General features: G+C 65.5%; 18 protein-coding genes. 10 read left to right on the top strand and 8 right to left on the bottom strand.

The features are described from left to right. Nucleotides 1-27: 27 nt before the first annotated feature. Both IT430_13745 and argG read right to left on the bottom strand, forming a co-directional pair. Nucleotides 28-1,143, bottom strand: a complete 1,116-nt coding sequence (locus IT430_13745) for an acetylornithine deacetylase (GenBank protein ID MCC6909002.1) — start codon at nt 1,141-1,143, stop codon at nt 28-30. 79 nt (nt 1,144-1,222) lie between these two features. Next, complete coding sequence (gene argG, locus IT430_13740) at nt 1,223-2,428, bottom strand: argininosuccinate synthase (protein ID MCC6909001.1); 1,206 nt, start codon at nt 2,426-2,428, stop codon at nt 1,223-1,225. 193 nt (nt 2,429-2,621) lie between these two features. On the opposite strand from argG, the gene modA reads away from it, so the two are divergent. From modA to IT430_13720, 4 genes are all read left to right on the top strand, one after another. Continuing rightward, the gene (gene modA, locus IT430_13735; GenBank protein ID MCC6909000.1) at nt 2,622-3,413 is read left to right on the top strand and encodes a molybdate ABC transporter substrate-binding protein; all 792 of its coding nucleotides are present in this window, start codon (nt 2,622-2,624) and stop codon (nt 3,411-3,413) included. After that, on the top strand, nt 3,410-4,099 hold the full coding sequence (gene modB, locus IT430_13730) for a molybdate ABC transporter permease subunit (protein MCC6908999.1): 690 nt from the start codon (nt 3,410-3,412) through the stop codon (nt 4,097-4,099). Before modA ends, modB begins: the two co-directional genes overlap by 4 nt. Then, complete coding sequence (gene modC, locus IT430_13725; GenBank protein MCC6908998.1) at nt 4,096-5,181, top strand: molybdenum ABC transporter ATP-binding protein; 1,086 nt, start codon at nt 4,096-4,098, stop codon at nt 5,179-5,181. The genes modB and modC overlap by 4 nt, the downstream gene beginning before the upstream one ends. 193 nt (nt 5,182-5,374) lie before the next feature. Beyond that, nucleotides 5,375-6,052, top strand: coding sequence for a hypothetical protein (locus IT430_13720; GenBank protein ID MCC6908997.1), 678 nt, complete (start codon nt 5,375-5,377; stop codon nt 6,050-6,052). Nucleotides 6,053-6,077: 25 nt separating this feature from the next. Here the strand turns inward: IT430_13720 and IT430_13715 are convergent, their stop codons facing one another. Continuing rightward, nucleotides 6,078-7,586, bottom strand: a complete 1,509-nt coding sequence (locus IT430_13715) for a hypothetical protein (GenBank protein ID MCC6908996.1) — start codon at nt 7,584-7,586, stop codon at nt 6,078-6,080. A 118-nt stretch (nt 7,587-7,704) separates the two neighbouring features. Continuing rightward, on the bottom strand, nt 7,705-8,088 hold the full coding sequence (locus tag IT430_13710) for a VOC family protein (GenBank protein ID MCC6908995.1): 384 nt from the start codon (nt 8,086-8,088) through the stop codon (nt 7,705-7,707). 92 nt (nt 8,089-8,180) lie between these two features. Here IT430_13710 and IT430_13705 point away from each other — a divergent pair, with 92 nt between their 5' ends. Next, complete coding sequence (locus tag IT430_13705; protein ID MCC6908994.1) at nt 8,181-8,831, top strand: winged helix-turn-helix transcriptional regulator; 651 nt, start codon at nt 8,181-8,183, stop codon at nt 8,829-8,831. Between the two features lie 17 nt (nt 8,832-8,848). Here the strand turns inward: IT430_13705 and IT430_13700 are convergent, their stop codons facing one another. The 3 genes from IT430_13700 to IT430_13690 all read right to left on the bottom strand — a co-directional run bounded on the left by IT430_13700 (nt 8,849) and on the right by IT430_13690 (nt 14,826). Continuing rightward, complete coding sequence (locus tag IT430_13700; GenBank protein MCC6908993.1) at nt 8,849-10,555, bottom strand: cobalamin-dependent protein; 1,707 nt, start codon at nt 10,553-10,555, stop codon at nt 8,849-8,851. 301 nt (nt 10,556-10,856) lie between these two features. Continuing rightward, nucleotides 10,857-12,938 (bottom strand): S8 family serine peptidase, encoded by a 2,082-nt coding sequence (locus IT430_13695; GenBank protein MCC6908992.1) that lies wholly within the window; start codon nt 12,936-12,938, stop codon nt 10,857-10,859. A gap of 115 nt (nt 12,939-13,053) precedes the next feature. After that, nucleotides 13,054-14,826 carry a S8 family serine peptidase gene (locus IT430_13690; GenBank protein ID MCC6908991.1) on the bottom strand — a complete coding sequence of 591 codons (1,773 nt, stop codon included), beginning with the start codon at nt 14,824-14,826 and terminating at the stop codon, nt 13,054-13,056. Between the two features lie 464 nt (nt 14,827-15,290). Here IT430_13690 and IT430_13685 point away from each other — a divergent pair, with 464 nt between their 5' ends. The 5 genes from IT430_13685 (at nt 15,291) to IT430_13665 (ending at nt 23,471) form a co-directional block, all read left to right on the top strand. Then, complete coding sequence (locus IT430_13685; protein MCC6908990.1) at nt 15,291-17,915, top strand: VCBS repeat-containing protein; 2,625 nt, start codon at nt 15,291-15,293, stop codon at nt 17,913-17,915. 108 nt (nt 17,916-18,023) lie between these two features. After that, a complete protein-coding gene (locus IT430_13680) occupies nt 18,024-20,681 on the top strand; it encodes a VCBS repeat-containing protein (protein MCC6908989.1) in 2,658 nt (885 codons plus the stop codon). Nucleotides 20,682-20,822: 141 nt separating this feature from the next. After that, nucleotides 20,823-21,242, top strand: coding sequence for an alkyl hydroperoxide reductase (locus tag IT430_13675; GenBank protein ID MCC6908988.1), 420 nt, complete (start codon nt 20,823-20,825; stop codon nt 21,240-21,242). A 132-nt stretch (nt 21,243-21,374) separates the two neighbouring features. After that, nucleotides 21,375-23,054, top strand: a complete 1,680-nt coding sequence (dnaX, locus tag IT430_13670; GenBank protein ID MCC6908987.1) for a DNA polymerase III subunit gamma/tau — start codon at nt 21,375-21,377, stop codon at nt 23,052-23,054. A 33-nt stretch (nt 23,055-23,087) separates the two neighbouring features. Beyond that, nucleotides 23,088-23,471 (top strand): YbaB/EbfC family nucleoid-associated protein, encoded by a 384-nt coding sequence (locus tag IT430_13665; GenBank protein ID MCC6908986.1) that lies wholly within the window; start codon nt 23,088-23,090, stop codon nt 23,469-23,471. 88 nt (nt 23,472-23,559) lie between these two features. Here the strand turns inward: IT430_13665 and IT430_13660 are convergent, their stop codons facing one another. Then, nucleotides 23,560-24,600: a hypothetical protein gene (locus IT430_13660; GenBank protein ID MCC6908985.1), complete on the bottom strand. Its 1,041-nt coding sequence runs from the start codon at nt 24,598-24,600 to the stop codon at nt 23,560-23,562. Nucleotides 24,601-24,645 lie beyond the last annotated feature (45 nt).

Below are 24,645 nucleotides of genomic sequence, written 5' to 3'. Positions count from 1 at the left end.
GGGCAAGCAAACTTTGAATCCAACGAGTCAGGATGATAGAAGCCGCGCATAGGTCGCGGCGGCGCTTTGCAGGTCGGCCAGCGGGATGGACTCGTCGGGCCGGTGAGCCTGGGCGATGTCGCCGGGGCCGAAGACCAGGCTTGGCAACCCCGCCTCGGAAAACAGCGACGCCTCCGACCAGAAGTCCACCGGCTCGCCCGGCGGCAGGCCGAAGCGCTCCGCCAGCGCTTGCGCCTTTGCCACGGCCTGCCCCACATCAGCCGGCGCGGCCGGAAGCGACGGACCCGAAAAGCCCGTGCTCCAGCGGACGCGCCCGGCGTCGAGCGCCCGCTCCTGAAAGGCGCGGATCAGGTCATCGCTCGATTGGCCCGGCAGAGGGCGCAATCCGAAACGGACGCGGGCCTCGGCGGCGATCATGTTCGCCTTCACGCCGCCTTCGAACGTGCCGATGTTGAAGCGCACCCCGTTGAGCGGGCCGAATGATGCGCCTTCCCAGCCGCGGGCGTGCTCGATGGCAGACGCGGCCCAGCGGCAGGCCTCGTGGATGGCGCTGTCGCGCAGCGCGCGGGCCGCCGAGCCGTGACCCGGCGTGCCGAGAAAAACGCCCGAAGCCGTCGCCAAACCGCGGTGCGCCATCACGGCCCGGCAGCCGGTCGGTTCAGCAACGATCGCAGCATCGAATGAATTGAGCAGATCGCGTCGGGCCTTGATGAACGATCGAACGCACACGCTCTGGCCGGCTTCTTCATCGGTCGTGAAGAGCATGGCCGCGTCGGCATCGGTTGCCCGGGCCGCAGCCAGCCAGCACGCCGCCGCGCCCTTGACATCGCACGCGCCCAAGCCGACGGCCTGATCATCCGCGAATCGCAATTGGAATGGCTCGCCGCTCCAGCCCTCCGCAACGGGAACCGTGTCGAGATGGTTGTTGAAGAGCACGCGCGGCGTGCCGCGGATCGCCAGCAGCGCCAGGCACCCCTCGCCGAAATCCATCATTTCGCACGTGAAGCCGCTCTCGTCGAGCGCGGCGCGGGCAATCGCCAGCGCTTGGCCGGCCCGCTGCGAATCGCGCGGCGGATTGGTCGTGTTCACCGCGACGAGGTCGCCCAGCAGATCCAGCGCCGAGTTGAGAAGGGGCGAAGTCATGTCGCGCATCTGCCGGGCAATTCGCTCGCTCCCCTGCGCAGAGTCTTCGGGTCGGGGCTGAACGAATTGCAGGGGCCGGTTACAACTTGTGGATCGGGTTGATCAGCGCCGAGATCGTCGAACTCTGGCCGAACAGTTTGATGAATCCAACGGCTTCGGTGACGGTCCAGTCGGCACTCTGCGCATAGGAAGCGCCTGGGCGTTCGAGCACGTGCTTCGAATCGACCTTGACAGCACAGAGCGAGCCGCCGTGCGTCTCCAGCGTGACCTCGCCGGTGACGAATCGCTGCGAACTGGCCAAGGCCGCTTCGAGATCGGATTTGAGCGGTTCGTAGAAGAATCCCTTGTAGACGAGCTGCACCCACCAGTCCGCCGCCTGTCGCTTGAAGTTCGCCTGCCAGGACGTGTGGATTGCCTCTTCGAGGCCGCGATGCGCGTGCATGAGCGCTTCGATGCCGGGGCATTCGAACACGATGCGGGCCTTGAGGCCGATGGTCGTGTCGCTGGAGTAGATGTGCCGGCCGACGCCGTAGGCGCCGAAGATCTTGTTCAGGCGGCCGAGCATCTTCGGCCCGCTCATCTTCTCGCCGTCCACGCTCACCGGCACTCCCCTGTCAAAACCGATGCGCACCCGCAGCCGCTCGCGGGGCCAGGTGCTCGGGTGAGCGCACATCTTCCACGTGTCGTCATCGGGGGCGTCGTAGCGATCGATTTCCGATCCACTGATGGTCACGCCGAGCACGTTCTCATTGATCGAGTACTTGCTCGTACTCGTGCGCACTTCGATGCCGCGCTCCCTGAGGTAGGCCTGCTCGAAGGCGCGCACCTGCTTGTGCTCGTGCTGGATGTCGCGGATCGGCGAGAGGATGTTGAAATCGCCCAGGGAGCGCACGGTCTGGTCGAAGCGGACCTGATCGTTGCCCATGCCCGTGCAGCCGTGCGCGAAGTTCTTCGTGCCGATGGCCCGGCAGTGTTCGAGGCTCTTGCGCACGATGACGTAGCGATCCGAGCAGAGCATGGGGTACTGGTCCTGGTACGAGCCGCCGAACTGCACGAGCGGCACGACGAATTCGTCCCACAGATCCTGCGCGGCGTCGACGGTGATGTGATCCGCCGCGCCGACGTCCTTGCTGCGCTTCTCGATGTAGGCACGTTCCTTCTCGCTCGTGCCGCCTGTGTCGACGAAGAGCGTGCTGACTTCGTAGCCCCTTTCTCTCAGCCAGGGAACGCAGAAGCTCGTGTCGAGCCCGCCTGAAAACGCCAGTACCACCTTCTCGCCGGCCATGGTTTCGCTCCGTTACGCAGTAGAGGATGAGGATAGGAGAGAGCGAGAGGGCATCAAGGCGGGGGTCGAGGCATCGAGGCATCAAGGCGTCAAGGCGCAAGGCATCGAGGCGGCGTGGCAGGTGGCGGCGGTCTCGCCGGAAATAGCGCGTTTGCCCGGTTGTGGCGGTTCGTCGATAATCACGGCGGCATCTATGCGGATTCCCGCCGTCATCCTGCTCCTTGCCGCCCTTGCCGGCGCTGCGTGTTCGCGCTCGGCTCCGGGCCCGCCGGCGGTGACGGTCTTCGCGGCTGCCAGCACCACCGACGTGATGCGCCACGCGGGGCGGCGATTCGAGGACGCGACGGGTATCCGCGTCGTCTTCAGTTTCGATTCATCCTCGAATCTCGCGCGGCAGATCAGGGCCGGCTCGCCGGCCGACGTCTATCTGTCCGCCGATGTGAAGTGGATGGACGAGCTGGCTGCGGCCGGCGCAATTCAGGAAAGCACCCGCCGTGATCTGCTGGCCAATGATCTGGTCATGATCGCGCCTGTGAACAGTGAGGCTGTGCCTGTGGAGATGTCGAGCGACTTTGACTTCGCGGAGCGGTTGCCGCAGATCGAGCGCATCGCCGTCGGCGATCCCGACCACGTCCCGGCCGGGCGCTATGCAAAGCAGGCGCTCATCGCGCTGGGCTGGTGGGAGACGCTGCAGCCGCGGGTCATCCCGGCGCAGGATGTGCGGGCGGCGCTGCGCCTCGTCGAGATGTCAGAGGCGGATGCCGGCATCGTCTACTTCACCGACGCGATCGCCAGCGCCAACGTCAAGGTCATCGGGCGCTTTCCCGCGGAGTTGCACGAGCCGATCGTGTATCCGATCGCGCAGTGCGGCGACTCCGCCCGGGCCATGGATTTCATCGAGTTTCTGGAGTCGCCCGAGATGATCGAGGCTTTCCGGGAGGCGGGCTTTCGCGTGCTGGGCGAGCCGCAGGATGGTGGCGGATGAGCAGCGCGGAATGGTCGGCCTTGTCGCTCTCGCTGCAGGTGGCGCTGTGGAGCATGCTCATCATGCTGCTGCCCGGCATCGCGTGCGCAGCGCTGCTGGCCCGCAAGCAGTTTCCCGGCAAGGCGCTGATTGACGCCATCATCCATCTGCCGCTCGTGCTGCCGCCGGTGGTGGTCGGCTACGTGCTGCTGCTGTCGCTCGGGCGCCACGGCTGGTTGGGCGGGTTCTTCTACGACACGTGGGGGATCGAGATCGCCTTCACCTGGAAGGCGGCGGCGATCGCCTCGGCCTTCATGGGCTTTCCGCTGCTCGTGCGCGCCGTGCGACTGGCGATGGAACTCGTCGATCGTCGGCTCGAACAGGCGGCGCGGACGCTCGGCGCCAGCCCGTGGCGGGTCTTTCTCACCATCACCCTGCCGCTGGCGCTGCCCGGCGTGCTTACGGGGATGGTGCTCGCCTTTGCGCGCAGCCTTGGCGAATTCGGCGCGACCATCACCTTTGCGGGCAACATCGAGGGGATGACGCGCACGCTGCCCAGCGCGATCTACACCTACACGCAGACGCCCGGCGGCGACGGGCCGGCGCTCCGCCTCGTGTGCATTTCCATTGCCATCTCGCTGGCCGCGCTCGTGGCGTCCGAACTCAGCGCCCGTTGGCTGTCGCGGCGCATTGGCCTGGCATCGTGATCACCGCAACCGTCCAAATTGCGCGCGGCACGTTCACGCTGGATGTCCAGTTCGAGGCAACGGGGCCGGTGCTGGGCGTCTTCGGGCCTTCAGGCGCGGGGAAGTCGACGCTCATCCATCTCATCGCCGGACTGGCCCGGCCCCATCGCGGCTCGATTGTCCTGCGCGAGCAGCCCTTGTTCGACGATGCACGCCATATCAACGTCCCGACGCACCGCCGGCGCATCGGGGTGGTGTTTCAGGAGCACCGGCTGTTTCCGCACTACTCGGTGAAGGGCAATCTCCTCTACGGCGCCAAGGGACACGGTCGGGAAGAACTCGACCGCATCGTTGCACTGCTCGAACTGGCGCCGCTGCTGGATCGGCGCATCAACGATCTTTCCGGCGGCGAGCGCCAGCGCATCGCCCTGGGCCGGGCGCTGCTCAGCGCGCCGCAATTGCTGCTGCTTGATGAGCCGCTCGCTTCGCTCGACCTGCGCCTGCGGCGGCAGATCATCCCGTACCTGCGCCGGGTGCGCGATGAACTGAACGTGCCGATGCTGTACGTCAGTCACGACTTGACGGAGATCCTGCAACTGACCGAAGAGATTCTCGTGCTCGAGCGCGGCCGATCCGTGGGCTGCGGCCGCTACGGCGAGATCGTGCACCGCGACGCCGTGCTCGCACTCGTGCACGATCGCGGGATGAACAACGTGCTGGCCGCGCGGGTGCTTGAGCACAAGGCCGAAGACGGCGTCTCGGTGCTCCAGATCGGGGCGGGCGGGCACACGGGCGCGGCAGGGCGGCTCTTTGCGCCTCTGTGCCCGGCGCAAGTCGGGGAGAGCGTGTCGATCTCGATTCGTCCCTGGGATATCGCGCTGGCGGCTCAACCCGTCAGCGGCGTGTCGATCCTCAACCAGGTGCGCGGCATGGTGTTGCGCTGCACCGAGCACGAACGCCGCATGCTGGTGGATGTGGACATCGGCGCGCCGCTGATTGTCGAAATCAGCCGTCGCAGCGCCGCGGCACTGCACATCGAGCCGGGGGGGTCGGTCGTTTGTTTGATCAAGAGTCACAGCGTGCAATACATTGGCGGCCCTTAGCGGGTGGGCCAGCGGCGCCTATGCTTGCCTCGATCACTCCGGAGGTCCGGCGTTGCGCAACAGTTTCGTGAATCTGGCGCTTGCAGGCGTGCTGGTGTGCCTGTGCTCGTGTGGTAAATCCGAGTCGCAAGAGCGAACGAGTGATCCCTCGGCCGGAGGCGGAGCAACGACGGCGACTCCCGCGTCCCCTCCTGTGCCCGTTGAATCGGGCTTTGCAGATCCGCCCGAGTGGCTCAAGCCGGCGCTCTTCGGCTCGTTTGACGACAGCGGCTACGATCGCGCGCTGAAGCAGATAACAGACGTCCCCGATCACGCGGAGCAGATCGTCGCGTTCGCCCAGGAGGCGAACGACTCGTTGTGCCTGAGCCTGGTGTACATCGTCGCCGCATTGGCCGAACGAAGCCAGGATCCGAAGTACCTCCAGGTTGCCGCCGCATTGAGCGATCGACTTGACGCACTGCAGGTGACGGATGCCGGGCGCATGCTCGTGCCGATGCTCTACCCACCCGAAGTCGTCGGAACGCAGATGCTCAGCGCGCTGCATGATGATTCCTTGACGGCTCTGGATCAATGCGGCGCTGTCAACTGGCTGAGCGAGTGGAATCGGCGCGATCCGCAGGCCGTGGCCGGCATCATCGATTCATCCGCGGACCGGCTGCGGCAGTTTTTCGAAGCATCGATGCGGCACTCCGATCGCGATCACGGCGCCCTGGGGCTTGTGGTCACGCGCACATTGCGCGAGTGCAAACGCATCACACGCGAAGAGAGCCTGCAGATGCTCGACGAGTGGCAATCCCACTATGGTCATATTGCCGGATTCGCGACAATGCATGATCGCATTCGCCAGCAGTGCGACCAGCCGGACAAGTAGGCTGTGTTGCAGCGTCCGCGCCTGGTCACTCCATCTTGTGCAGCCGCCCGATGCGCTGGCGCTTGAACTCGCAGAAGTAGATGTCGCCGGTGGTCGGATCGACGGAGATGCCCGCGGCATCCGCGTACGTGCGCGCGGGGAACGCGTTCAGATCCGGAAGGCGCACGCAGGTCTGCCAGTCGGCCGTGATGAAACCCAGCGAAGTATCTCCCTCCGCCACGGCGGACTGTGTGAACCACAGCCTGCCCTCGAGGTCATAGGCGATCGAATGCACGCGCTGGTTGCGCAGATCGGCGCCGGGCACCACCCACTCGACAATGCAGGGGTTGCGGCCCTCGCCGTTGAGCGACTGGCACGCGGGATCGAGCACCCGGCTGGCGATGAAGCGATCAATCGTGCTGTCGAAGAACTCGCAGAAGATAATGTCGCCGTTTGGCGCCTCGACCATCTGCCACGGGCCTGAGCCGACCACCCACACCGGATCGCCCAAGCCGATGGGCTCGGGCAGGGGGTATTCGATGATGCGGCCCGATTCGGGGTGCAGCACACCGATGCGATTGCCCCAGTACGCGGTGTACCAGACCAGGCCGTGATCGTCAACCACCATGTGTGCGGGGTGCTTGGAGCCGGGCGGCAGGCGATACACGCGATAGCAGTCGTCCGTCGGCTCACCCTGCTCGCAGATCTGATGCAGCAGTGAGGTGCTGAAGTCGAAGTGGTTGTCGAAGGGGATGCGCTCAGGGTCAAAACTGGCGAGGATTGGCCCGGTCTCGAGGCTGCCCTGCGCGACCCACATGCGGCCGCGCGGCTCATCCCACGCCAGGCCGATGATCTCGTTCCAGTCGCCGGGCATGTTGTAGACGCGCCACTCGCTGCCGCCGGGCGCGTGCGGGTCGAAGCAGACCACGCGACTGTGATTGGGGTACGCGCCGCTGTAGAGCGAGCCGCCGCCCTGCGTGAACCAGATGCGTCCCTGCGGATCCACCAGCACATCTTCGCCGAGCACGCTGGTTTGGGTGCGGTGATCTCCAAAGAGTGTGGTGGCGAACGGGCCCGGGTTGGGCGGCTTGGGAATCGCCAGCCCGGTGACGACGCCAGCGCCGGGGTCGAGATGCTGGAACTCGAGATGGAACTCCTGGTTCACCCAGACCTGGCCCTGCCCGTCCGCCTCGATCGACAGCGGCGCACCGTTGGTGCCGGGCGTGGGCGGGATGTCGAACCAGTCGTAGGAGAACACGTCGATCCGGCTGGGCGGGCTGATTCCTTCTGGCGTGCGGACGCGGATCGAACCGCTCCGCGCGAACTCATCCACGGCGAGAACGATCTTCTGGTCGTCCCATGAGACGATCGCATCAGCCGTCGAGGGAATGGTGAGGCGCTGACCGCCGACCCGCGCAATGATGGACGAACCCGGTCCGGGCTGGCCAAAGCCGCTGCCGGGGATGGCGAGCGTGGTCTGCTGGATCGCCGCGAGCAGGGGTGAATCGATCTGCGGCGGAGTGAGTGCGGCTGCGAGCGCAAGCATCGTGAACATGAGATTCTCCGGGTGCGTTGACGGCTACGCTGGGTTAAACCGCCCAGCGTCCCCGGATGTTTCATGTGTCGGAGGCATTCGGCTCATTCAGCCGCTCATCGGGGCCGATGCCTGCACGTCACTCCTGCCCGAGCGACTGGTAGAGCATGAGCGAGTTGCCGTCCGGGTCGTAGAACGTCGCGAGGCGCACCATGCCGGGGTACTCGCGCGTGGGCCCGTCAAAGCGGACCCTCTTCGATTCGAGTGTGGCGCGGGCCTTATCGATGTCTTTCACGCCAAACGTCGGCGTGGGGCCGCCGGGCGTGACTTTTTCGACCTGCGAGAGGCCGAGGTTGACGCGGCCGCCCTCGACGGGCGTCTGGAGTTCGCACCAGCCGATCTCCTCGACGGTGTAGAGGTGCGTGAAGCCGAGGACGCTGGTGTACCAGTCGATGGACTTCTTCAGGTTGGTGACGCTGCTGGAGATCGTGAGTCCGCCGTTGTATTCGATGGGTGATGGCATGGGTTCTCCATTGGTTTGGGCCGGCGGGCCGGCGGTTGATTCACGGAATATAGCCACTATACTTTCTATGTCAAGTGGGGGGGGCGGCGGCGATGAATCAGTTGCGCGACACGCCCTCGCCCCGCCTGCAGCGCCGGACGGTGCTGCGGTGGTTTGCGGCCCTTCTGGTCGCGCCTGGCCTGTTAATCTCGGGGAATCTCACTGCGATGGACCGCCTCGATCGTCTCATGGCCCTGTTTCGACGCCGCTGGGCGTGCCCCATCATGGCTGAACTGGACCGCGCCCAGGGCGCCAAGTTCGTTTCACTCGTCCATGCGCTCGGGGCCAATGCCGGATCCGTGCGGCAGGCGCTCGATGAACTCATCGATCTCGGCTGGATCCGGCGCAATCCGGGCTACGGCCACCCCCTTCGGCCCGAGTACATCCTCACGCGGCGCGGCGAGCGCCTCGCGCCGGCGTGCGGCCGGCTCGAGTGGGCCATGCAGCGGACGGACGCGACCGAGATCGCGCTGCGCAAGTGGTCGATGCCCGCGCTGTTTGTCATCGGCCCAGGGCCCGCGCGATTTACGCAGGTCGCACAGGCACTGGACACGGCCACCGACCGGGCTGTTTCGATTGCGCTCAAGGACCTGTCCCGCGCCGACCTGATCGCGCGGGAACTGCTGGACGGCCCGCCGCCGGGCAGCATCTACCTCCCGACGCGGCGGGGCGAGCAGTACCTGCCCATCCTTGATCAGATCTGACGCGTCGACGCGGCCGATCAGGTCGCGGCGCCGAGGCGCACGTGCGCGTTGTGTTCGTAGAACGTCGGCGGTTCATAGGTCCAATGGTTGGCCAGCCGCTGTTCTTCGCGAGCGAGCATCTTCAGCAGGTAGCGGCCGACCAGCGGCGCTGCGAGTCGAGCCTTCCAGCCGAACTCCTTCTTGATCTCGTCAAGACTGTGCGCGATGCGGGCCGATAGCGCGGCGTTGGCGTGCCTGAAGTGCTCTCGGGCGGCCCAGAGCGCCCCGGCGTACGTCACCGCCAAGTCGCGCGCTTCCCAGGCGAAGCGCGAGCGGATGCGCCGATCCGGGTGGTTCTTGTAGCGCTTCCAGCCCTGAAGCACGGTTCGTGCGATGCGAACGACGCTGGGCCCGTTGACTTCGAAGTCGCGCTGGAACGCGCGGAGGATCAGCCGGCCCTCTTCGCCGCGCGGGATGTGCGGGTGCCGGAAGTTGAACATCAACTGCCCATGGATGTCCGACTCGACGTACTCATCGGGCGGCAGCATTGTGCCGGCCTGCTGGTGCTCTTTGTAGAGCGGTGTGCCGGGGATCGGCGTGTAGAGCATGAACTGGTGAAACTCCGTGTCGTGCTCGACCGCGTAATCGATCGCGTCATCGATGTTGTCGAGCGTGTGATTCTCCATGCCGATGATGCTCGAGCCGAGTACGCGGATGCCGTGCGACTGCAGGGTCCGCACCAGCGTGCGGGTGTCGGCGTCGCGCAGCTTGGTGTAGGCCGCATCCTTGCCCTCCAGGCCCATCCAGACCCACGAGATTCCCAGCGCGACGATCTGCTCGATCGAGTAGGCGCGAAGCACATTGGCCGAAGCGAAGATGTACAGCGACCAGGCCTTGTGGTGCTGCTGCATCAGTTCGAGTAGTCGCAGGGCCCGCTTGCGATGCAGCAGAAAGTTTTCGTCCATCACGAAGAAGGATCGCACTTTCATGTCTGCTTCAAGGCCGCACATGACGTCGAAGAGTTCATCGCCGGTTTCGTAGAAGTGGATGCACGCGCCTTTGCCGCCGAACATGGCTGAAGTGGCGCAGAAGTTGCACCCCATGGGGCAGCCGACGGAGGGCAGGAGCACGGCCGCCACGTCGCCCTGCTTCTCGCGCATGGCGACTCCCATCGTGCGTGAGCCAATCCCCGAGGAGATGCGCGGATGCCTGATCGGCGCGGCGGTGTCTTCGCCAAGATAGCGGCGCATCCACTCAACCCCCTCGCCGCGCACGATGTGGTCGGCGTCGACAAGGCGGTCGAGGTCTGGGTAGTTCGCCACGTGGCCGCCGATCACGAGCGTCGCCTGCGGCTGGTGCCGGCGGATGATCTCGCACATGTGGCGCACCTTGGACAGATTCGGAATGATCGCTCCGATGCCGATGATGTCGTAAGGCTCGGTGCGCAGCTCTTCGATGAGCCGATCGAGCGTCGGAAAGTCCAGCAGCGTGCAGGGGGCGGTGATGTTGCTCTGAATGAGCATCAATCCCCAGGACCGATGGAACATGCGCAGCGAGAAGGCCCGCTGCACGCGCGTGACCTGATTGTGATACAGCTCCATCGGATTCAGCGATCGGCTGCCGTATTCATCATCCCGGGCGTAGGGACCGAACACGCTGGTGAGCAGGACGCGGGCGTTGGAGCCGCGCGGGTGAGTCGGATAGGTCGCGGGTCGATAAGCAGAGTGCGCAACAACTGTGGTCATTCGCTGGGTGCCTTTGGGTGGTTCGACGCACGCGGTCGAGGACTGACCGGCGCGCTGGGTTGCAAAGAGGAGTCGACGAGGTCATGATCCACGCACTTGAACGAGTCGGCTTGGCGACTCGAATAGGGACAATTATATCCATTTAGTGGCGCTCCGGCGCGAGCGGCTCCGGCAAGAACTTTCGCGAAGCTGGAAGCCGTGGGGTTGCCGCCGCGCCGGTCGCGGAAAAGGAACAGCCCCGCGGGCGAGGGCCCGCGGGGCTGATTCTGAACTCGATTGACGTGCTCTTCGAGCGAGCTGGCTACTCGATGTCCTGCTCGACGAGATTGGACTTGCTCCGCTGCTCGACGGCCTGCATCCAGACATGCCGCCCCTGCAGTTCGATCGGGATCAGCTGGCGCAACAGCGCGTAGCCGTTCTGGTCGGCGACGCGCGTGCCCGCCGTGACGGGGTTGAGCAGGTCAACTGTCACGTTGAATTGCGGGATGAAGGTGCTGCCCGTGCCGTCGAAACTGGCCAGGAAGGCGACCGTGGCGCCGGGAGTGGCGCCGAAGACCTCCGCGTCTCCGCGCACGCCGGCGAGCCAGCGCGACACTTCGAGCGTCAGGCGGTACTCGACGGGCTGATCGACGACGTTGGATTTGCGCTGGAATTCGGCGGCCTGCATCCACACGTGCGTGCCTTCGGAGCCGAAGGGAACGAGCATGTGGTGCAGCGCGTAGCCGTCCTGGTCGGCGGTTTCAATGCCGGCGAGGCGCGGCGAGGCGAGATCGAGCGTCACATCCAGCTGGGGCACGTAGGTGCTGCCCGTTCCCTGAATGCTGTAGACGAACGCGACGTGGCTGCCGGGCGTGGCGCGGAAGACTTCGAGATCCGTCTCGACGCCGGCCGTCCACGAAGCCGCGCGAAGCCGCATCGGGATATCGCCACTGATGGCGGCGACGACCGCTTCGTACGCATCCACCATGCCGTAGCCGTAGTTGTTGTCTTCGCCCGGATCGCCGAGGTCGAACGCGGTGTCATAGATGATCTGCTTGATGTCATCAACCGACAGATCGGGGTTGACTTCGCGCATCAGGCAGACCACGCCGTTGATGTGCGGAGAGGCCATCGAGGTGCCGCTGAGGTTGCCGTAGGAGTTGCCCGGCAGAGCGGAACGGACGTTGACGCCCGGGCCGGAGATGTCCGGCTTGATCGCCGGCTGGCCGTTGGGCGTGCAGTTCGTCGGCCCGCGCGAGGAGAAGCCCGCAATGGGCCAGCCCTGCTGGTTGGCGTCTACTGCGGCCACCGCAAAAGTGCGATACTCGTCGGTCGCGCGATCGGACGGGCGGCCGAGCCCCGAGAAGCCTTCGTTGCCGGCCGAGAAGGTGATGAGCGTGCCGGCGGCTTCACAGGCATCCAGGTGCGTCCAGAACGTTTCATCGCACGGCGGATAGCCGTGGCCCGTGACGAGGCGCCACGAGTTGGAGCAGACCGCCGGGACGTCCCAGTTCGTGTTCGGGTCGCCATCCGGATCGACGAGCCACTCGAAGGCGAGCAGCGCATCGGCAACGGTGCGCTGGATGCTCACGCGGTCGATGACGGCCGCGTGGATCCAGGTGGCGCCCGGAGCGACGCCGATTTCATCGCCCGGTGCGCCGCCGCACACCGTGCCCATGGTGTGGGTGCCGTGGCTGCCGAATGCGGTCGGGAAGGTGGTGTTGGTCACCGGATCGAACCACGCCCACTCGGGGTGGCCGGCGTAGCGCGAGTCGGCCACGCCTGCCCAGCGGCTGGCTAGCGCGGGGTGGTTGCCGTCAACGCCGGTATCCAGCGTCGAGGTGAGCACGCCATTGCCCATGACGCCGAACTCGGTCCAGACTTCCGGAGCGCGAATGGCGACGAGACCGGGCTCGGGATTGTCGAGCCCGCCGTTGCCGCCTTGCTCGACGGCGACGGGCGCCCCCATCGGCGCGACGGTTTCAATCGGATAGTTGAAGTAGATGCGGAGCACATCCTGACGACCGGCCAGTTGCACAATCTCGCTGCGTGTGGCGTCAACGCGGATCGCGTTGGAGAGCCAGTAGGGGTGGAAGTCGGAAATGCGTCCGGCGTCCTTCAGGTCCGTCAGATGCTCGACGAGGTCGCCTTGCGTCAGGCCGGCCTTTTCCTGCAGCGAAGTGACGACGAGCCGGTGCCGCTCGCGCAGATTGACTTTCGCCTGGTTCATTGCTGTGTTCATCTGCGCGATGTTGACCTGGTCGTTGAGGAAGACCAGCGTAGAGAGCACCTCGTTGTCGGGTGTCTTGAGGATGATCCGCCGCAAGTCAGGGTCGATTTCACCGGCCAGGACCGGCGTCGCCAGGATCGCTGCCGCAGTTCCCATGAGGAGGAGTCGCTTCATTGTTCCCCGCCTTTCAAGCCACGAAGGGCAAAAAGAGTTAGATGCCGCTCAAGCCACACCGCGGGCCGACTGGCCCGCGGTGCGACTTGGGGACGCTGCGCGCCGAAGCGCGGTATTACTCAATCACCTGATCGGTGACGTTTGACTTGCGCTGGAACTCGCACGCCTGCATGTACACGCGCACGCCCACGGTGTTCGACGGAATGCGCTTGCGGAGCAGGGCGTAGCCATCCTGATCCGCGGTGCGAATGCCGGCCTGGCGCGGCTGGGCGAGATCGAGCGTGACATCCAGTTGCGGCACATAGGTGCTGCCGGCGCCCTGGGTGCTGTACACGAACACGACCGTCGCGCCGGGCGTGGCGCGGAACACTTCCGCGTCGCCGTTCACGCCGGAGACAAACCGCGACGTCACCAGTCGCATCGGGATGTCGCCGGTCATGGCCGCGACGACGGCTTCGTACGCATCAACCATGCCCCAGCCGTAGCTGTTGTCCTCGCCCTGGGTGCCGAGATCGACGGCGGTGTCGAAGATGATCTGCTTGATGTCATCGACGGGCAGATCCGGATTGACTTCGCGCATGAGGCAGACCACGCCGTTGATGTGCGGCGAAGCCATCGACGTTCCGCTGAGCAGGCCGTACGAATTACCCGGCATGGCGGATCGCACATTGACGCCCGGCGCGGAGATGTCCGGCTTGATCGCCGGCTGGCCGTTGGGCGTGCAGTTCGTCGGCCCGCGCGAGGAGAACGACGCGATCGGCCAGCCCTGCTGGTTGCCGTCCACCGCCGCCACCGCAAAGGTGCGGTAGTCGTCGGTCGCGCGATCGGCAGGGCGCCGCAGACCAGAAGATCCCTCGTTTCCGGCCGAGAAAGTGATGAGCGTGCCCGCGGCTTCGCAGGCGTCCAGGTGCGTCCAGAAGGTCTGATCGCAGGGCTGGTAGCCGTGGCCGGTCACCAGTCCCCATGAGTTCGAGCACACGGCAGGAACGTCCCAGTTGGTATTCGGATCGCCATCCGGATCGATCAACCACTCGAATGCGAGCAGCGAATCGGCGACGGTGCGCTGAATGCTCACGCGATCGATGACCGCCGCGTGGATCCACGTAGCGCCGGGGGCCACGCCGACTTCATCGCCGGGCGCGCCTCCGCACACTGTGCCCATGGTGTGGGTGCCGTGGCTGCCGAATGCCGTCGGGAAGGTCGTGTTGGTCACCGGATCGAACCACGCCCACTCGGGGTGGCCGGCGTAGCGCGAGTCGGCCACGCCCGCCCAGCGGCTGGCCAGCGCCGGGTGATTACCGTCCACGCCGGTGTCGAGAGTTGAAGTGAGCACGCCATTGCCCATGACGCCGAACTCGGTCCAGACTTCCGGAGCGCGAATGGCAACAAGACCGGGCTCGGGGTTGTCAAGGCCGCCGTTTCCGCCCTGCTCAACTTCAATCGGTTCGCCGACGGGGGCGACCAGTTCGATCGGGTAATTGAAATAAACACGAAGCACATCGCCGCGGCCGGCGAGACGGACGATTTCGCCTCGCGTGGCGTCAACGCGAATGACATTGGAGATCCAATAGGACTGGTAGTCAGCGATGCGACCGGCGTCCTTGAGTGCGGTCAGGTGGGCGAGCAGCGCTCCCTGCGTGTTGGCCGCCTTTTCATGGAGCGTGGTAACGACCAGACGATGCCGCTCGCTCAGAGGCAGGTTCTGGCGATTGAAATCGTGGTTCATTTGCGCGATATTGACCTGGTCGGAGAGGTAGACCAGCGTCGAGATCACTTCATTATCGCGCGCTTCGAGCAGGATCTTCCGCAGGTCGCCGTCGATTTCGCCTGCCAGCGCCGGGGCCGACAAGGCGGCGGCCGCAGCGCCGACACACACCAATCGTTTCATCTTCTTCTCGCTTTCCAAAGACCAGGTGACTTGGGCACAGTGACGCAAGCTCCAGCCGCACCGCGAGCGCGGGCGACCAAGAGACGCCGATAGAATACCTCAACATAACCGCCGACGGAAGCGAATTTATCCAAACTTCCTGCGGAAATCGCGCCGGATCGCGTCGCGGCGCTGTTCTCACACCTGAAGCGAGTTGCCTGCTTACCCAGTTTCGCGCGGCCGGCGCAGAGGCTGGGCACGCGCCCAGACCCCCGGCGCATCGGGGCGGTTTCCCCGGTTCTCGCCTGTTTCAGCGGTTTGCTCATGCCGCTACCCCCATGGCACCGCCATTGCATTTCGTGAGGCAACAGGCCCAACGGCTGCCCGGCAAGCCGCGAGTGGGCCCGACTTGAGACAACTGGCAGAAATTTTGATCACCGAGGCGAGTGGTGCTCACCGCTGGCCAACTTCGGAAGGAGTGAACCGTGAGTCGAAGGAATTCAAGCATTGCCGCACGAATCACCGGCTTCGCCGCAGGCCTGGCCGCGACGGCGGCCCTCGCCCAGCCTCAAGGAGGCGCTGACCTCGTCGATTCGGCGTGGCGCGCCTACGCGAGCGGCGCGTTCCCCTATTTCGCACCGGTCGCGATTGATTACGCCGACCTCGACGGCGACACCGACTTGGATGTGGTCGTGGCCAACGAGTACTACGGTCAACCGGGCCTCGTCGTCATGCTCAACCAGGGCGGCGGCGTCTTCGAGTTGGCTTCGCGCAACGACGTACCGTACGGCGATGACCTGGCCGACCTCGTGCTCCATGACATCGACGGCGACGGCCATGTGGACGCGATTGCAACCGTGCCGAGCGACTTCAGTCAGGCGCGAAAGGTCTACTGGTGGCACGGCAACGCCAACGGCACCTTCGCCAACCCCTACCGGCTGGTGACCAGCGGGCCGGGCCCGATCGGCCTCGTCGTGGCCGACTTCACCGGCGACGGCTTTCCTGACATCGTCACGGCGGATGGCGACTTCTATGGCAACGGCTCGACCGTCTCGCTGATGGTCCACAACCGGCAGTCGGGCAACCAGACCGGCTTTGCGGCGCCGCGCACCACCATGGTCGGCGCCAACGTTCAGCGCGTCGCTGCCGCCGACATCGACGGCGATGATGATCTCGACCTGCTCGTCGGGCGTCAGAACGCCACCGGAAACGCGATCCTCCTCAACGACGGCGCGGGCAACTTCGGCGCGCCCGTCTTCTATCTGCACGCCAACGATACCCAGTACGCCAATTCGCGCGTTGCGCTGGTCGACGTCGATCGCGACGGCGATCCCGACCTCGTTGCGACTACGGCCACTAACGGCAGCCCGAATCGCGGTATTGTGACCGTTCGGCGCAACGACGGCCAGGGCGTCTTCGGACCCTTCACCACCTACCCCATGGGCGACTGGTCGTGGACGGTTGTCTCGCTCAACGCCGCAGATGTGAACGACGATGGCTGGCCCGATCTCATCGCCGCCAACCCCTCCGGCCGCTCGTATGACGGCTTTGATCTGCTCCTCAATGATCGCACCGGTAACTTCCTGCCCTCCGTCACCTACCGGGCGGCCAAGTGGACGAGTGACGCGGTCGGATTCGACGCCGACGGCGACGGCGATACGGAAGTCGTCACCGTCGCCAACGACTCGACGGTCCTGACGGTGCACGAGAACACCGGCAATGGAGTGTTGACCAGACTGCCCCAGTACCGCATCGGCACGCTCACGCACAACATCGACGAGGCCGACATCGATCGCGACGGCGATCTGGACATCGTCAGCGTCGATTCGCAGGCGTTCATCCTTCGAAACAACGGCGACGGCACCTTCGCGCCGGCCACGACCTACCAGCCGCCGATGAACCCCGGCTCCGTGCTGCTGCGTGACATGAACAACGACGAGTACCCCGACATGGTGTTCGGCCCGGATCGCAGTTCGCCGCCGTACAACTTCGCGGTGTCGCTCAATCGCGGCGACGGGACGTTCTTGCCCGGCGTGATCACGCCCGTGGGCGCTTCGCAAGCCGGCGAACTCGATGCGGTCGATCTGAATCACGACACCATCCGCGACGTAGTCCTGACTGACCCGGGACCGAGTTCGGGCATCTACATCTTCCGCGGCAACGGCAGCGGCACGTCGTTCACGTTCATGCAGAAGATTCAGTCGTCGATTCCAAACGGCCTCAAGGTGGTCGATCTCGATCACGACACCCATCCCGATCTGCTCTCGAACACGGCGCTGGGTATCACCAACTGGCCCGGCCGCGGAGACTTCACGTTTGATCCGGTAATCACGCAGGGCGAGCAGGCCTCCAGGTTTGACGTGGCCGACTTCAACGGCGACGGGCACCTCGATCTGTGTACGCTGCTGCCCCAGCCCTCCTTTGGCACGACTCAAGTCTCCCTGATGCCCGGTTACGGCGACGGCGACTTCGGATTTCCCGTCATCTATCCCGGCCCGACCGGACGTGAAAGCGCCTATCGCATCGCGTCCAACTGCGACGCCGCCGACATCGACGGCGATGGCAACATGGATCTCGTGCTCACCGCCAACGCACCCGGGGACATTTCGATTTACCTGGGCAACGGCGACGGAACGCTTCAATCGCCCCAGCGCTACGGCGCGGGGTACTCGGCTAGCTCGTCGCTCTTTGGCGACTTCACCGGTGATGAGGTCATCGACATCGCGACAATCGTCAGCCTGCCGCCTGGCGGATTTACGGACATGGTCACGATCCTCGAGGGCTACGGCTCCACAGGCGGCGGTTTTTCGCTCGCCATCGACGGACTCTGCCCCGGGACGATCACCCTGACCGCGGACGGCGCCGCGCCGGGGGCCAACGTCGCGTTCATCTACGCCTTCGGCACCGGCTCGGTCGCCATCCCCACCGGCCCGTGTGCGGGCACGCGCCTGGGCCTGAACGGCACCGCGACTCTGCTTCGGACGGCCCGGGCCGACGCCAACGGCCTCGCCATCATCACCGGCAACGCGCCCTCGGGCGCGTGCGGCCGCGTGTACCTGCAGGCGCTCGACGTGTCGAACTGCGCGACTTCCAACGTCGAGGGTCTCTGATCGACGGCGGCAGCGCGGCCCTTCACGCCGCGCTGCCGACTTGCACAACTCCAACTCCGCAATGACCTACACCGCGCTTGCTTCAAGCGCACCCGATGGAGAAAACCCATGAATGCCCGAATGATTCAGTCCCGCGATCGCCTCGCCGCATCGAGCGCCGCGATCGCCGCCGCGGTGCTTCTCGCAATCGCCGGCTCCGCGTCGTCGCAGACGCGTACCGTGCCCTTTGACGTGCCGTGGCTCTCGTATGAGACGGCGGTGTATCCGGAGGGCATTTTCCCCGCCGCATCGCGCGTGGCCGACTTCAACGCCGACCTTGTTCCCGATCTGGCCGTCGTGAGTTTCGGCGGAACGGCGCACCTCTCCATCCTCGTGGGAGATGGCGTCGGCGGCTATGAGCCATTTGTCACCTATCCGCTCACGCTGGAAAGCAATGACGTCGAAGTGGGCGACTTCGATCGCGACGGCGACATCGACGTTGCAGTCGCCGAGACCGGCCGGTTCTGGGAAGGCAACCTCATCTCAATCTGGTCCAACAACGGATCAGGTCAGTTCACCCGCACGCGCCTTCTGGGCGCCGGCTCCACCGGACCCAACGGTCTGACAACCGCCGATCTGAATGGAGACGGCTGGCTCGACTTTGCCGTCGCGCACGATCGATACATCGAATACGGCAACTCGATCGCGGTCATCCTGAGCGACGGCGTCGGCGGCTTTCGCACGCCTGCCGTGTACACGCTTACCGCCGGCACGAATCGCATCACCGTGGGCGACCTCGACGGCGACACCGACGTCGATCTGGCTGTCGGCCATGAAACGAACCGGTGGACGTTTATGCGCAACGGCGGCAGCGGCCAGTTCACCTCTGCCGGCACGTTCACGGGCATCGAGCAGGGCTCGCTGCCGGAAGATCCCGCCATCCACGTCGTCGACTTCGATCGCGACGGCGATCAGGACGTGTTCTATGGCCACGCGGACAGCGGCGGATTCTACGAGGGCGCCTTCGGTTTCTGGCGCAACAGTGGGGGCGGCAGTTTCCCGCCGCCCGAAGCGATCGAACTCAACTCGTACACGCGCGGCCCCAGCAGCATCCGCACCGCCGACGTTACAGGAGACGGCTGGCTTGATGCTCTCGTCGCCACCAGCAGCAGCCAGTGGTATCTTGTGGCGGGCAACGGCAGCGGCGGCTTCGCCGCCCCCCAACGCTTCCGCTGCGGGCGCAATCCGCGCTCCATTCACGCGACCGATCTCGACGGCGACACCGACCTGGAGGTTGTCGTGGTCTGCTCCGAGTCGATGGGCGCATGTGTCTACGAAAACCCCGGCGACGGCACGTTCATCCAGCCGCCCGTCATTGACATGACCAGCCCGGGCCTCTCGCCGGCCTTTCCGACGAACCTTTTGGCGGGCGACATCGACAGCGACGGCGACCTCGATCTCGTCGCCGGCTTCCGCGCGGACTTCGCCGAGCAGCACGGCATCACCGTGCGCCGCAACCAAGGCGACGGCAGCTTCGCCGCGATCGAAACCTACAGCGCGTCAACCTATCCCACTGTCGTGCGCCTTGCCGACATCAGCGGCGACGGCCGACTCGATCTGGTTTTCCGCGACAGCACCGGCGCCATCCGCGCCCGGCTCAACAGCGGCAACGGCTCGTTTGGAGCGATGCAGTTCATCACGTCCGCGTACGTCGAAGGGGACATGAACCTCTGGGATGTCAACGCCGACGGCGCCCTCGACGTCGTGTTCAGCGGATTCTTCGAAGTCAATGTCGCGATCAATCGAGGCACCGGTTCGTTTAATGCGCCGGTGCGCAACACCACGACCGATTTCGTCCGCAAGATCGGCATGGGTGACTTCAATGGCGACGGCTGGCCCGATCTGCTCACTGACTCCGGCCTGCAGGGCAGCGCCACGGTTGCCTTCGGGCTCGGAGACGGTCGTTTCCAGGCGTCGTTCGAGGTTCCGGCCGGTCGTGGCGTGCGCGCCTTCGGCGCCGCCGACTTCGACCGCAACGCCTCGATCGACTTCGCCACCATCTACAACCTCGATGAGACGGGCCTGGGCGTGCGGCGCAACCGGGGCAACGGTGACTTCCACATCCTCGATACGTACCACGGCTCATACGGCTATGCCGATCACACCGCTGGCCTCTACTTCGGCGACGCCGAAGGTGACGGCGAGATCGACGCCTTCACCGCGAACTTCAGCGCGCAGGACGTCTCCTACTGGAAGGGCGTCGGCAACGGCGCCTTCGACCGGCTCATGCGCCTGGGCGTCGGCCAGGATGCCTTTGACATGATCACCGGCGACTTTGACGGCGATGGCACCGTCGATCTGGCGGTGCTCTGCCAGGTTGACAACGGCCGCTGGTGGTACCCCGGCGTGAGCATCTTCCGTGGCGTTGCGCCGTCGGACTATGACATCATCCTCTCACAGACGCCGCTCCGCCGCGGGCAGACGGCGACGCTCCACGCGCAGGGGGCCGTGCCCGGCGAGCAGGTGCACTTCCTCTACAGCACGCGCGGCCTCGGCCAAGGCGCCTGCCCGCCGCAACTCGGTGGTCTGTGCCTCGATCTGCGCAACCCGCTGACGATCATCGACTCGGCCAGAGCGGACGCTTCCGGCGTGGCCTCGCTTCGCCTGAGCATTCCAGGAGGCGCGCCGCTCGGCACGCCGGTGTTCACGCAGGCCGTGATCCGGCGCGGCCCCGGCGGCGCGTGGAGCGTCAAGAGCCGGCCCGTCGAATCTCAGATCACCCAGTAGAAACTCCACGCGACTTCATCCACGTTCCTCCTTCCAGACCGCCGCCGTCGCTCGCTCGCCACAAGCAGCGCACGGCGGCGGTCGCTTTTGGTGTGTGGCCCGCCACAGCTCGCGCGACGCGGCGGCGATATGCTCAACGCCATGCGTGAAGACGTGGGGCCATCCCGGCCGGCTGGGTGGATGCGCTGGGCGCTGATCGCAGCCGGTGTTTACAACATCGCGTGGGGGTTGAGCGCGCTGCTGTCGCCCAACACCGCGTTCGACCTGATGGGCCTGGCGCGGCCGAACTGGCCGCAGGTCTGGCAATGCCTTGGCATGGTCATCGGCGTGTACGGCATCGGCTACCTCATCGCCTCGGCCAATCCGCTGCGCCACTGGCCGCTCGTACTCGTGGGACTGCTGGGAAAGGTGTTCGGCCCGATCGGCTTCGTCGTGTATGCTGTCAAGGGCGAGTTCCCTTGGACGTTCGGCTGGCTCATCCTCTTCAACGACGTGATCTGGTGGCTGCCATTCGGTGTGGTACTGTGGAAGGCACGCCGGCAGCACGCCATCAGCCGCTGAGCTGAGAACGAGCCGTCTGCGGTCGAACCCGGCGCGGGCGCGGCGAGTGGTTTCGGCCCTTGGAGGAGGATGGATGGCGATCTTTCCGGCAACTTTTGCCCACTCGGGGTTTGGCCCCTTCAATAGGGTTCCATGGCCTACACCGTTCTCGCTCGCCGGTATCGCTCCCAGGACTTTGATGAAGTCATCGGGCAGGAGGCGATTGCGCGCACGCTCAGTCGGGCGATCGAGTCCGACCGCGTCGCCCACGCCTATCTCTTCACCGGCACGCGCGGAGTGGGCAAGACCTCGATGGCGCGCATCTTCGCCAAGGCGCTCAACGTCACACCCGAACTCACCGACGCCGAGGCGATCGGCAAGGCGATCATGCAGGGCGGCGACATCGATGTCATCGAGATTGACGGCGCCTCGAACCGCGGCGTGGATGAGGCTCGCGATCTCATCGCCAACAGCATCTACCGTCCCAATCGCTGCCCGTACAAGATCTACATCATCGACGAAGTGCACATGCTCACGCGCGAGGCGTTCAACGCGCTGCTCAAGACGATGGAGGAGCCTCCCTCTCACGTGAAGTTCATCCTCTGCACGACCGAGCCGCACAAGGTGCCGGCGACGATCCAATCGCGCTGCCAGAGGTTCGACTTCCGCATGATCCCCACCAAGCGCATCGCCGAGCACCTGCGGGCGGTGCTCAAAAGCGAGAAGGTCAAGGCCGATGAACGCCTGGTGCTGCAGGTGGCGCGGCTGGGGCACGGCTCGATGCGCGATGCGCTGAGCCTGCTCGATCGATTGCTCTCCGAGGGCGAGAAGACGATCACGGTCGAGATGCTCGCTGAGACCCTCGGCCTGCCCGACCAGGCGCTGGTGCACCAGTTCGTCGAGGCCGTAGCCGATGGCCAGCCCGCTGCGGCGCTGGATCAGATGAACGAGATGCTCAATCGCGGCGTCTCGCCCGATCAGTTCATCGAGATCGTCATCGATCGGCTGCGGCTGCTCATGCTCGCGTGCGCGTGCGGCGTGGAGAGCGAACTGCTCGAACTGGCTGATGATGAACGCGAGGAAATCGCAGCGCAGGCGGGCCGCTTCGACGCACCGGGCCTCGTGTACATGATCGCGCTTCTTGAAAATGTGCAGCGATCAATCAAGTCGAGCGTGACGGGACGGGCGCTGCTCGATGCGGCGGTGGTGCGGCTGGCGCTGAGCGAAAAGTTCGCCGACGCCGCGGCGCTGCTCAAGGGCAGCCCGGCTGGAGACGGGCGCCTCAGCGGCGCTGGCAGCGCGGGCGCCACTCAAAAAAAAAGTCCACAGCGCGCTGAACCGCCGCCGAAACTGAGCGAACTGGCGGCTGCGACGGCTGCCAGGAGCGCCGCCTCGCCGGTCCCGAGTGAGCCCGAGGCGCCGCCGCCGACCGCCGCTCGCGTAGATGTCGATCCTGAGCAGGTGTGGCGGCAGGTGGTGGAAGAGGCGCATGGGAATGCCCGCCTCGGCCCGGTGGTCGATGCGCTGAGTTGGGATCAGCGCCTCGATGGGCCGTCGATCAGCCTCACGCTCAACGACGGCTCGCTGCTCGCCTACGCGCGGACCTGCCTGGGCGCGATCGAGAAGATCTTCGCTTCGGCGCTGGGCCGGCCCGTACGCATCGAATTGATCGCCAGCGCCGCGGCGGCCGCCAACGGCCACGGACCCGGTCCGGCCTTGCCGTCTTCGTCGCAGTTCGCCCAGGCTGCGCAGATTCCGATCGTGCGCAAAGCGATGGAACTTCTCGACGCGCGCATCGTGGATGTGAAGCCCGCGCCGCGGAAATCAAAGTGACTCATTCAGCGCACGGCGCTGCGGGAGAATCTCGTGTTCGACCAGTTCAAGAATCTCGGGCAGTTGTCGAGCATGCTGCGCAACGCCGGCCAGTTGCGCGAGCAGATGAAGCAGGTGCAGGACAAACTCAAGACGATGAAGGCTTCAGCCGAAACCGGCGGCGGCGCCGTCAAGGCGACCGTTACCGGCGCCATGCGCGTGGCGTCGCTCCAAATCGACCCGGCGATGTTCGCGGCCCTCATCGACGCAGGCAGCGACGCGGATCGACAGATGGCTGAAGACCTCATCGCCGGCGCGATCAACGCGGCGATGGAGAAGGCGCAGCGCATGGCGGCGGATGAGATGTCCCGCCGCGCCCGCGAACTCGGCCTGCCCATCGACCCGGGCGCCGACCTCGGCGGCCTGCTGGGGGAGTGAGGTCTCGACACATAGAAAGCGCAAACAAAGACCCGCGGATCGAGTCCGCGGGTCTGTGCGCCTTTCATTTATCCGGTGTTGCTGCCGGTTACGGCAACTGAGCCACGTTGCTCGTCTCGCATGGACTCTCCACTGCGACGAGTTGCAGGTACCCGCCGCAGGCGCCGGTGCCGGCCTGACCGTTCACACTTCCTGAGCCGTTGCCCGTGGCGACCGTATTGACGAGTTGCAGTTGGCTCGTCCCCAGGCCCAGTTGCGTTCCCTGGCACGGGCCGTTGGGAATCACGAACGAGCCGGTGTTGCGCGCAAAGACAATGCCCTGTTGCGTCTGCGGCGGCGCGTTGTTCCATGTGACGCGGATGGTGCCGGGGCACTGGCCGCTGAGCGAGAGCGAGTAGCCGCCGCCGCCGAACTGGAACTCGCCCGCGAGCGCGTTCTGCGTTTCCAGGCCCGGCACGACAACGGTGTTGAGCAACGAACCGCTGCGCGACCACTGTTCGAGGGTGCCCTGGCGATTTCGATCGTGAATCCACAGCGTGCCGTCGGCCGGGTCGATCGCGACGGCCATGTTCTTGGTGTGGCCGGTGGTGAATGAACTGATGATGTTCCCGCTCAGGTCGTACTGCGTGAGATTCGACCCTGAAAACGTGCCGACCCAGAGGGTGTCGTTCTCGGTGTCATAGGCCAGGGCGCCGATGCCGCCGGCGGTGAAGAGGCGCAGCGGATTGGTCCAGTCGCCATCGAACTGCCAGACCACGCCGGCGGTGTCGATGGAGTAGTTGTGCGTGCCGTCGGTCGCGCCGTCCCAGCAGCGCGATGTGCCTTCGGGATGGGTATAGCGAGGGCCGAGATCGACGCCTGTCAGGCTGTAGTCGGCGCCGATGTCGCCGACGTCCGCGCCCATGGTGCGAACCGTGTCTCGAACGACCATCGGATACTGGTAGCGATCGGTGCCGGGGGCGAGATTCCACTGCCGCAGGATCGATCCATTCTGGACGACGGTGAACGTGTCCTGGTCGCCGGAGTGAAGGTAGTACTCGCTCAGCTGGCCCAGGGCGCTGCCGGCGATGCCAAGGGTGAGGGTGGTGGCGGCAGCAAGCGCCAGGCGATTGAGATAGCAGATCCGCATGATTCTCTCCTCTCGAGACGGTGAACCGAAGGTGGCGGTACATTC

It is taken from the genome of Phycisphaerales bacterium (genome assembly GCA_020852515.1).
Classification (GTDB): domain Bacteria; phylum Planctomycetota; class Phycisphaerae; order Phycisphaerales; family UBA5793; genus UBA5793.
The sequence above is the reverse complement of the archived record's forward strand: the minus strand, read 5'-3'. Positions and strand labels throughout refer to the sequence as shown.

Bases quoted from the DNA above. Each gene is read 5' to 3' on its own strand.
- IT430_13745 (MCC6909002.1), bottom strand. From the start codon at position 1,143: ATGACTTCGCCCCTTCTCAACTCGGCGCTGGATCTGCTGGGCGACCTC.
- IT430_13700 (MCC6908993.1), bottom strand. From the start codon at position 10,555: ATGACCACAGTTGTTGCGCACTCTGCTTATCGACCCGCGACCTATCCG.
- dnaX (MCC6908987.1), top strand. From the start codon at position 21,375: ATGGCCTACACCGTTCTCGCTCGCCGGTATCGCTCCCAGGACTTTGAT.
- IT430_13710 (MCC6908995.1), bottom strand. From the start codon at position 8,088: ATGCCATCACCCATCGAATACAACGGCGGACTCACGATCTCCAGCAGC.
- IT430_13705 (MCC6908994.1), top strand. From the start codon at position 8,181: ATGAATCAGTTGCGCGACACGCCCTCGCCCCGCCTGCAGCGCCGGACG.
- IT430_13680 (MCC6908989.1), top strand. From the start codon at position 18,024: ATGAATGCCCGAATGATTCAGTCCCGCGATCGCCTCGCCGCATCGAGC.
- IT430_13695 (MCC6908992.1), bottom strand. From the start codon at position 12,938: ATGAAGCGACTCCTCCTCATGGGAACTGCGGCAGCGATCCTGGCGACG.
- modB (MCC6908999.1), top strand. From the start codon at position 3,410: ATGAGCAGCGCGGAATGGTCGGCCTTGTCGCTCTCGCTGCAGGTGGCG.
- IT430_13675 (MCC6908988.1), top strand. From the start codon at position 20,823: ATGCGTGAAGACGTGGGGCCATCCCGGCCGGCTGGGTGGATGCGCTGG.
- modA (MCC6909000.1), top strand. From the start codon at position 2,622: ATGCGGATTCCCGCCGTCATCCTGCTCCTTGCCGCCCTTGCCGGCGCT.
- IT430_13660 (MCC6908985.1), bottom strand. From the start codon at position 24,600: ATGCGGATCTGCTATCTCAATCGCCTGGCGCTTGCTGCCGCCACCACC.
- IT430_13690 (MCC6908991.1), bottom strand. From the start codon at position 14,826: ATGAAACGATTGGTGTGTGTCGGCGCTGCGGCCGCCGCCTTGTCGGCC.
- IT430_13715 (MCC6908996.1), bottom strand. From the start codon at position 7,586: ATGTTCACGATGCTTGCGCTCGCAGCCGCACTCACTCCGCCGCAGATC.
- argG (MCC6909001.1), bottom strand. From the start codon at position 2,428: ATGGCCGGCGAGAAGGTGGTACTGGCGTTTTCAGGCGGGCTCGACACG.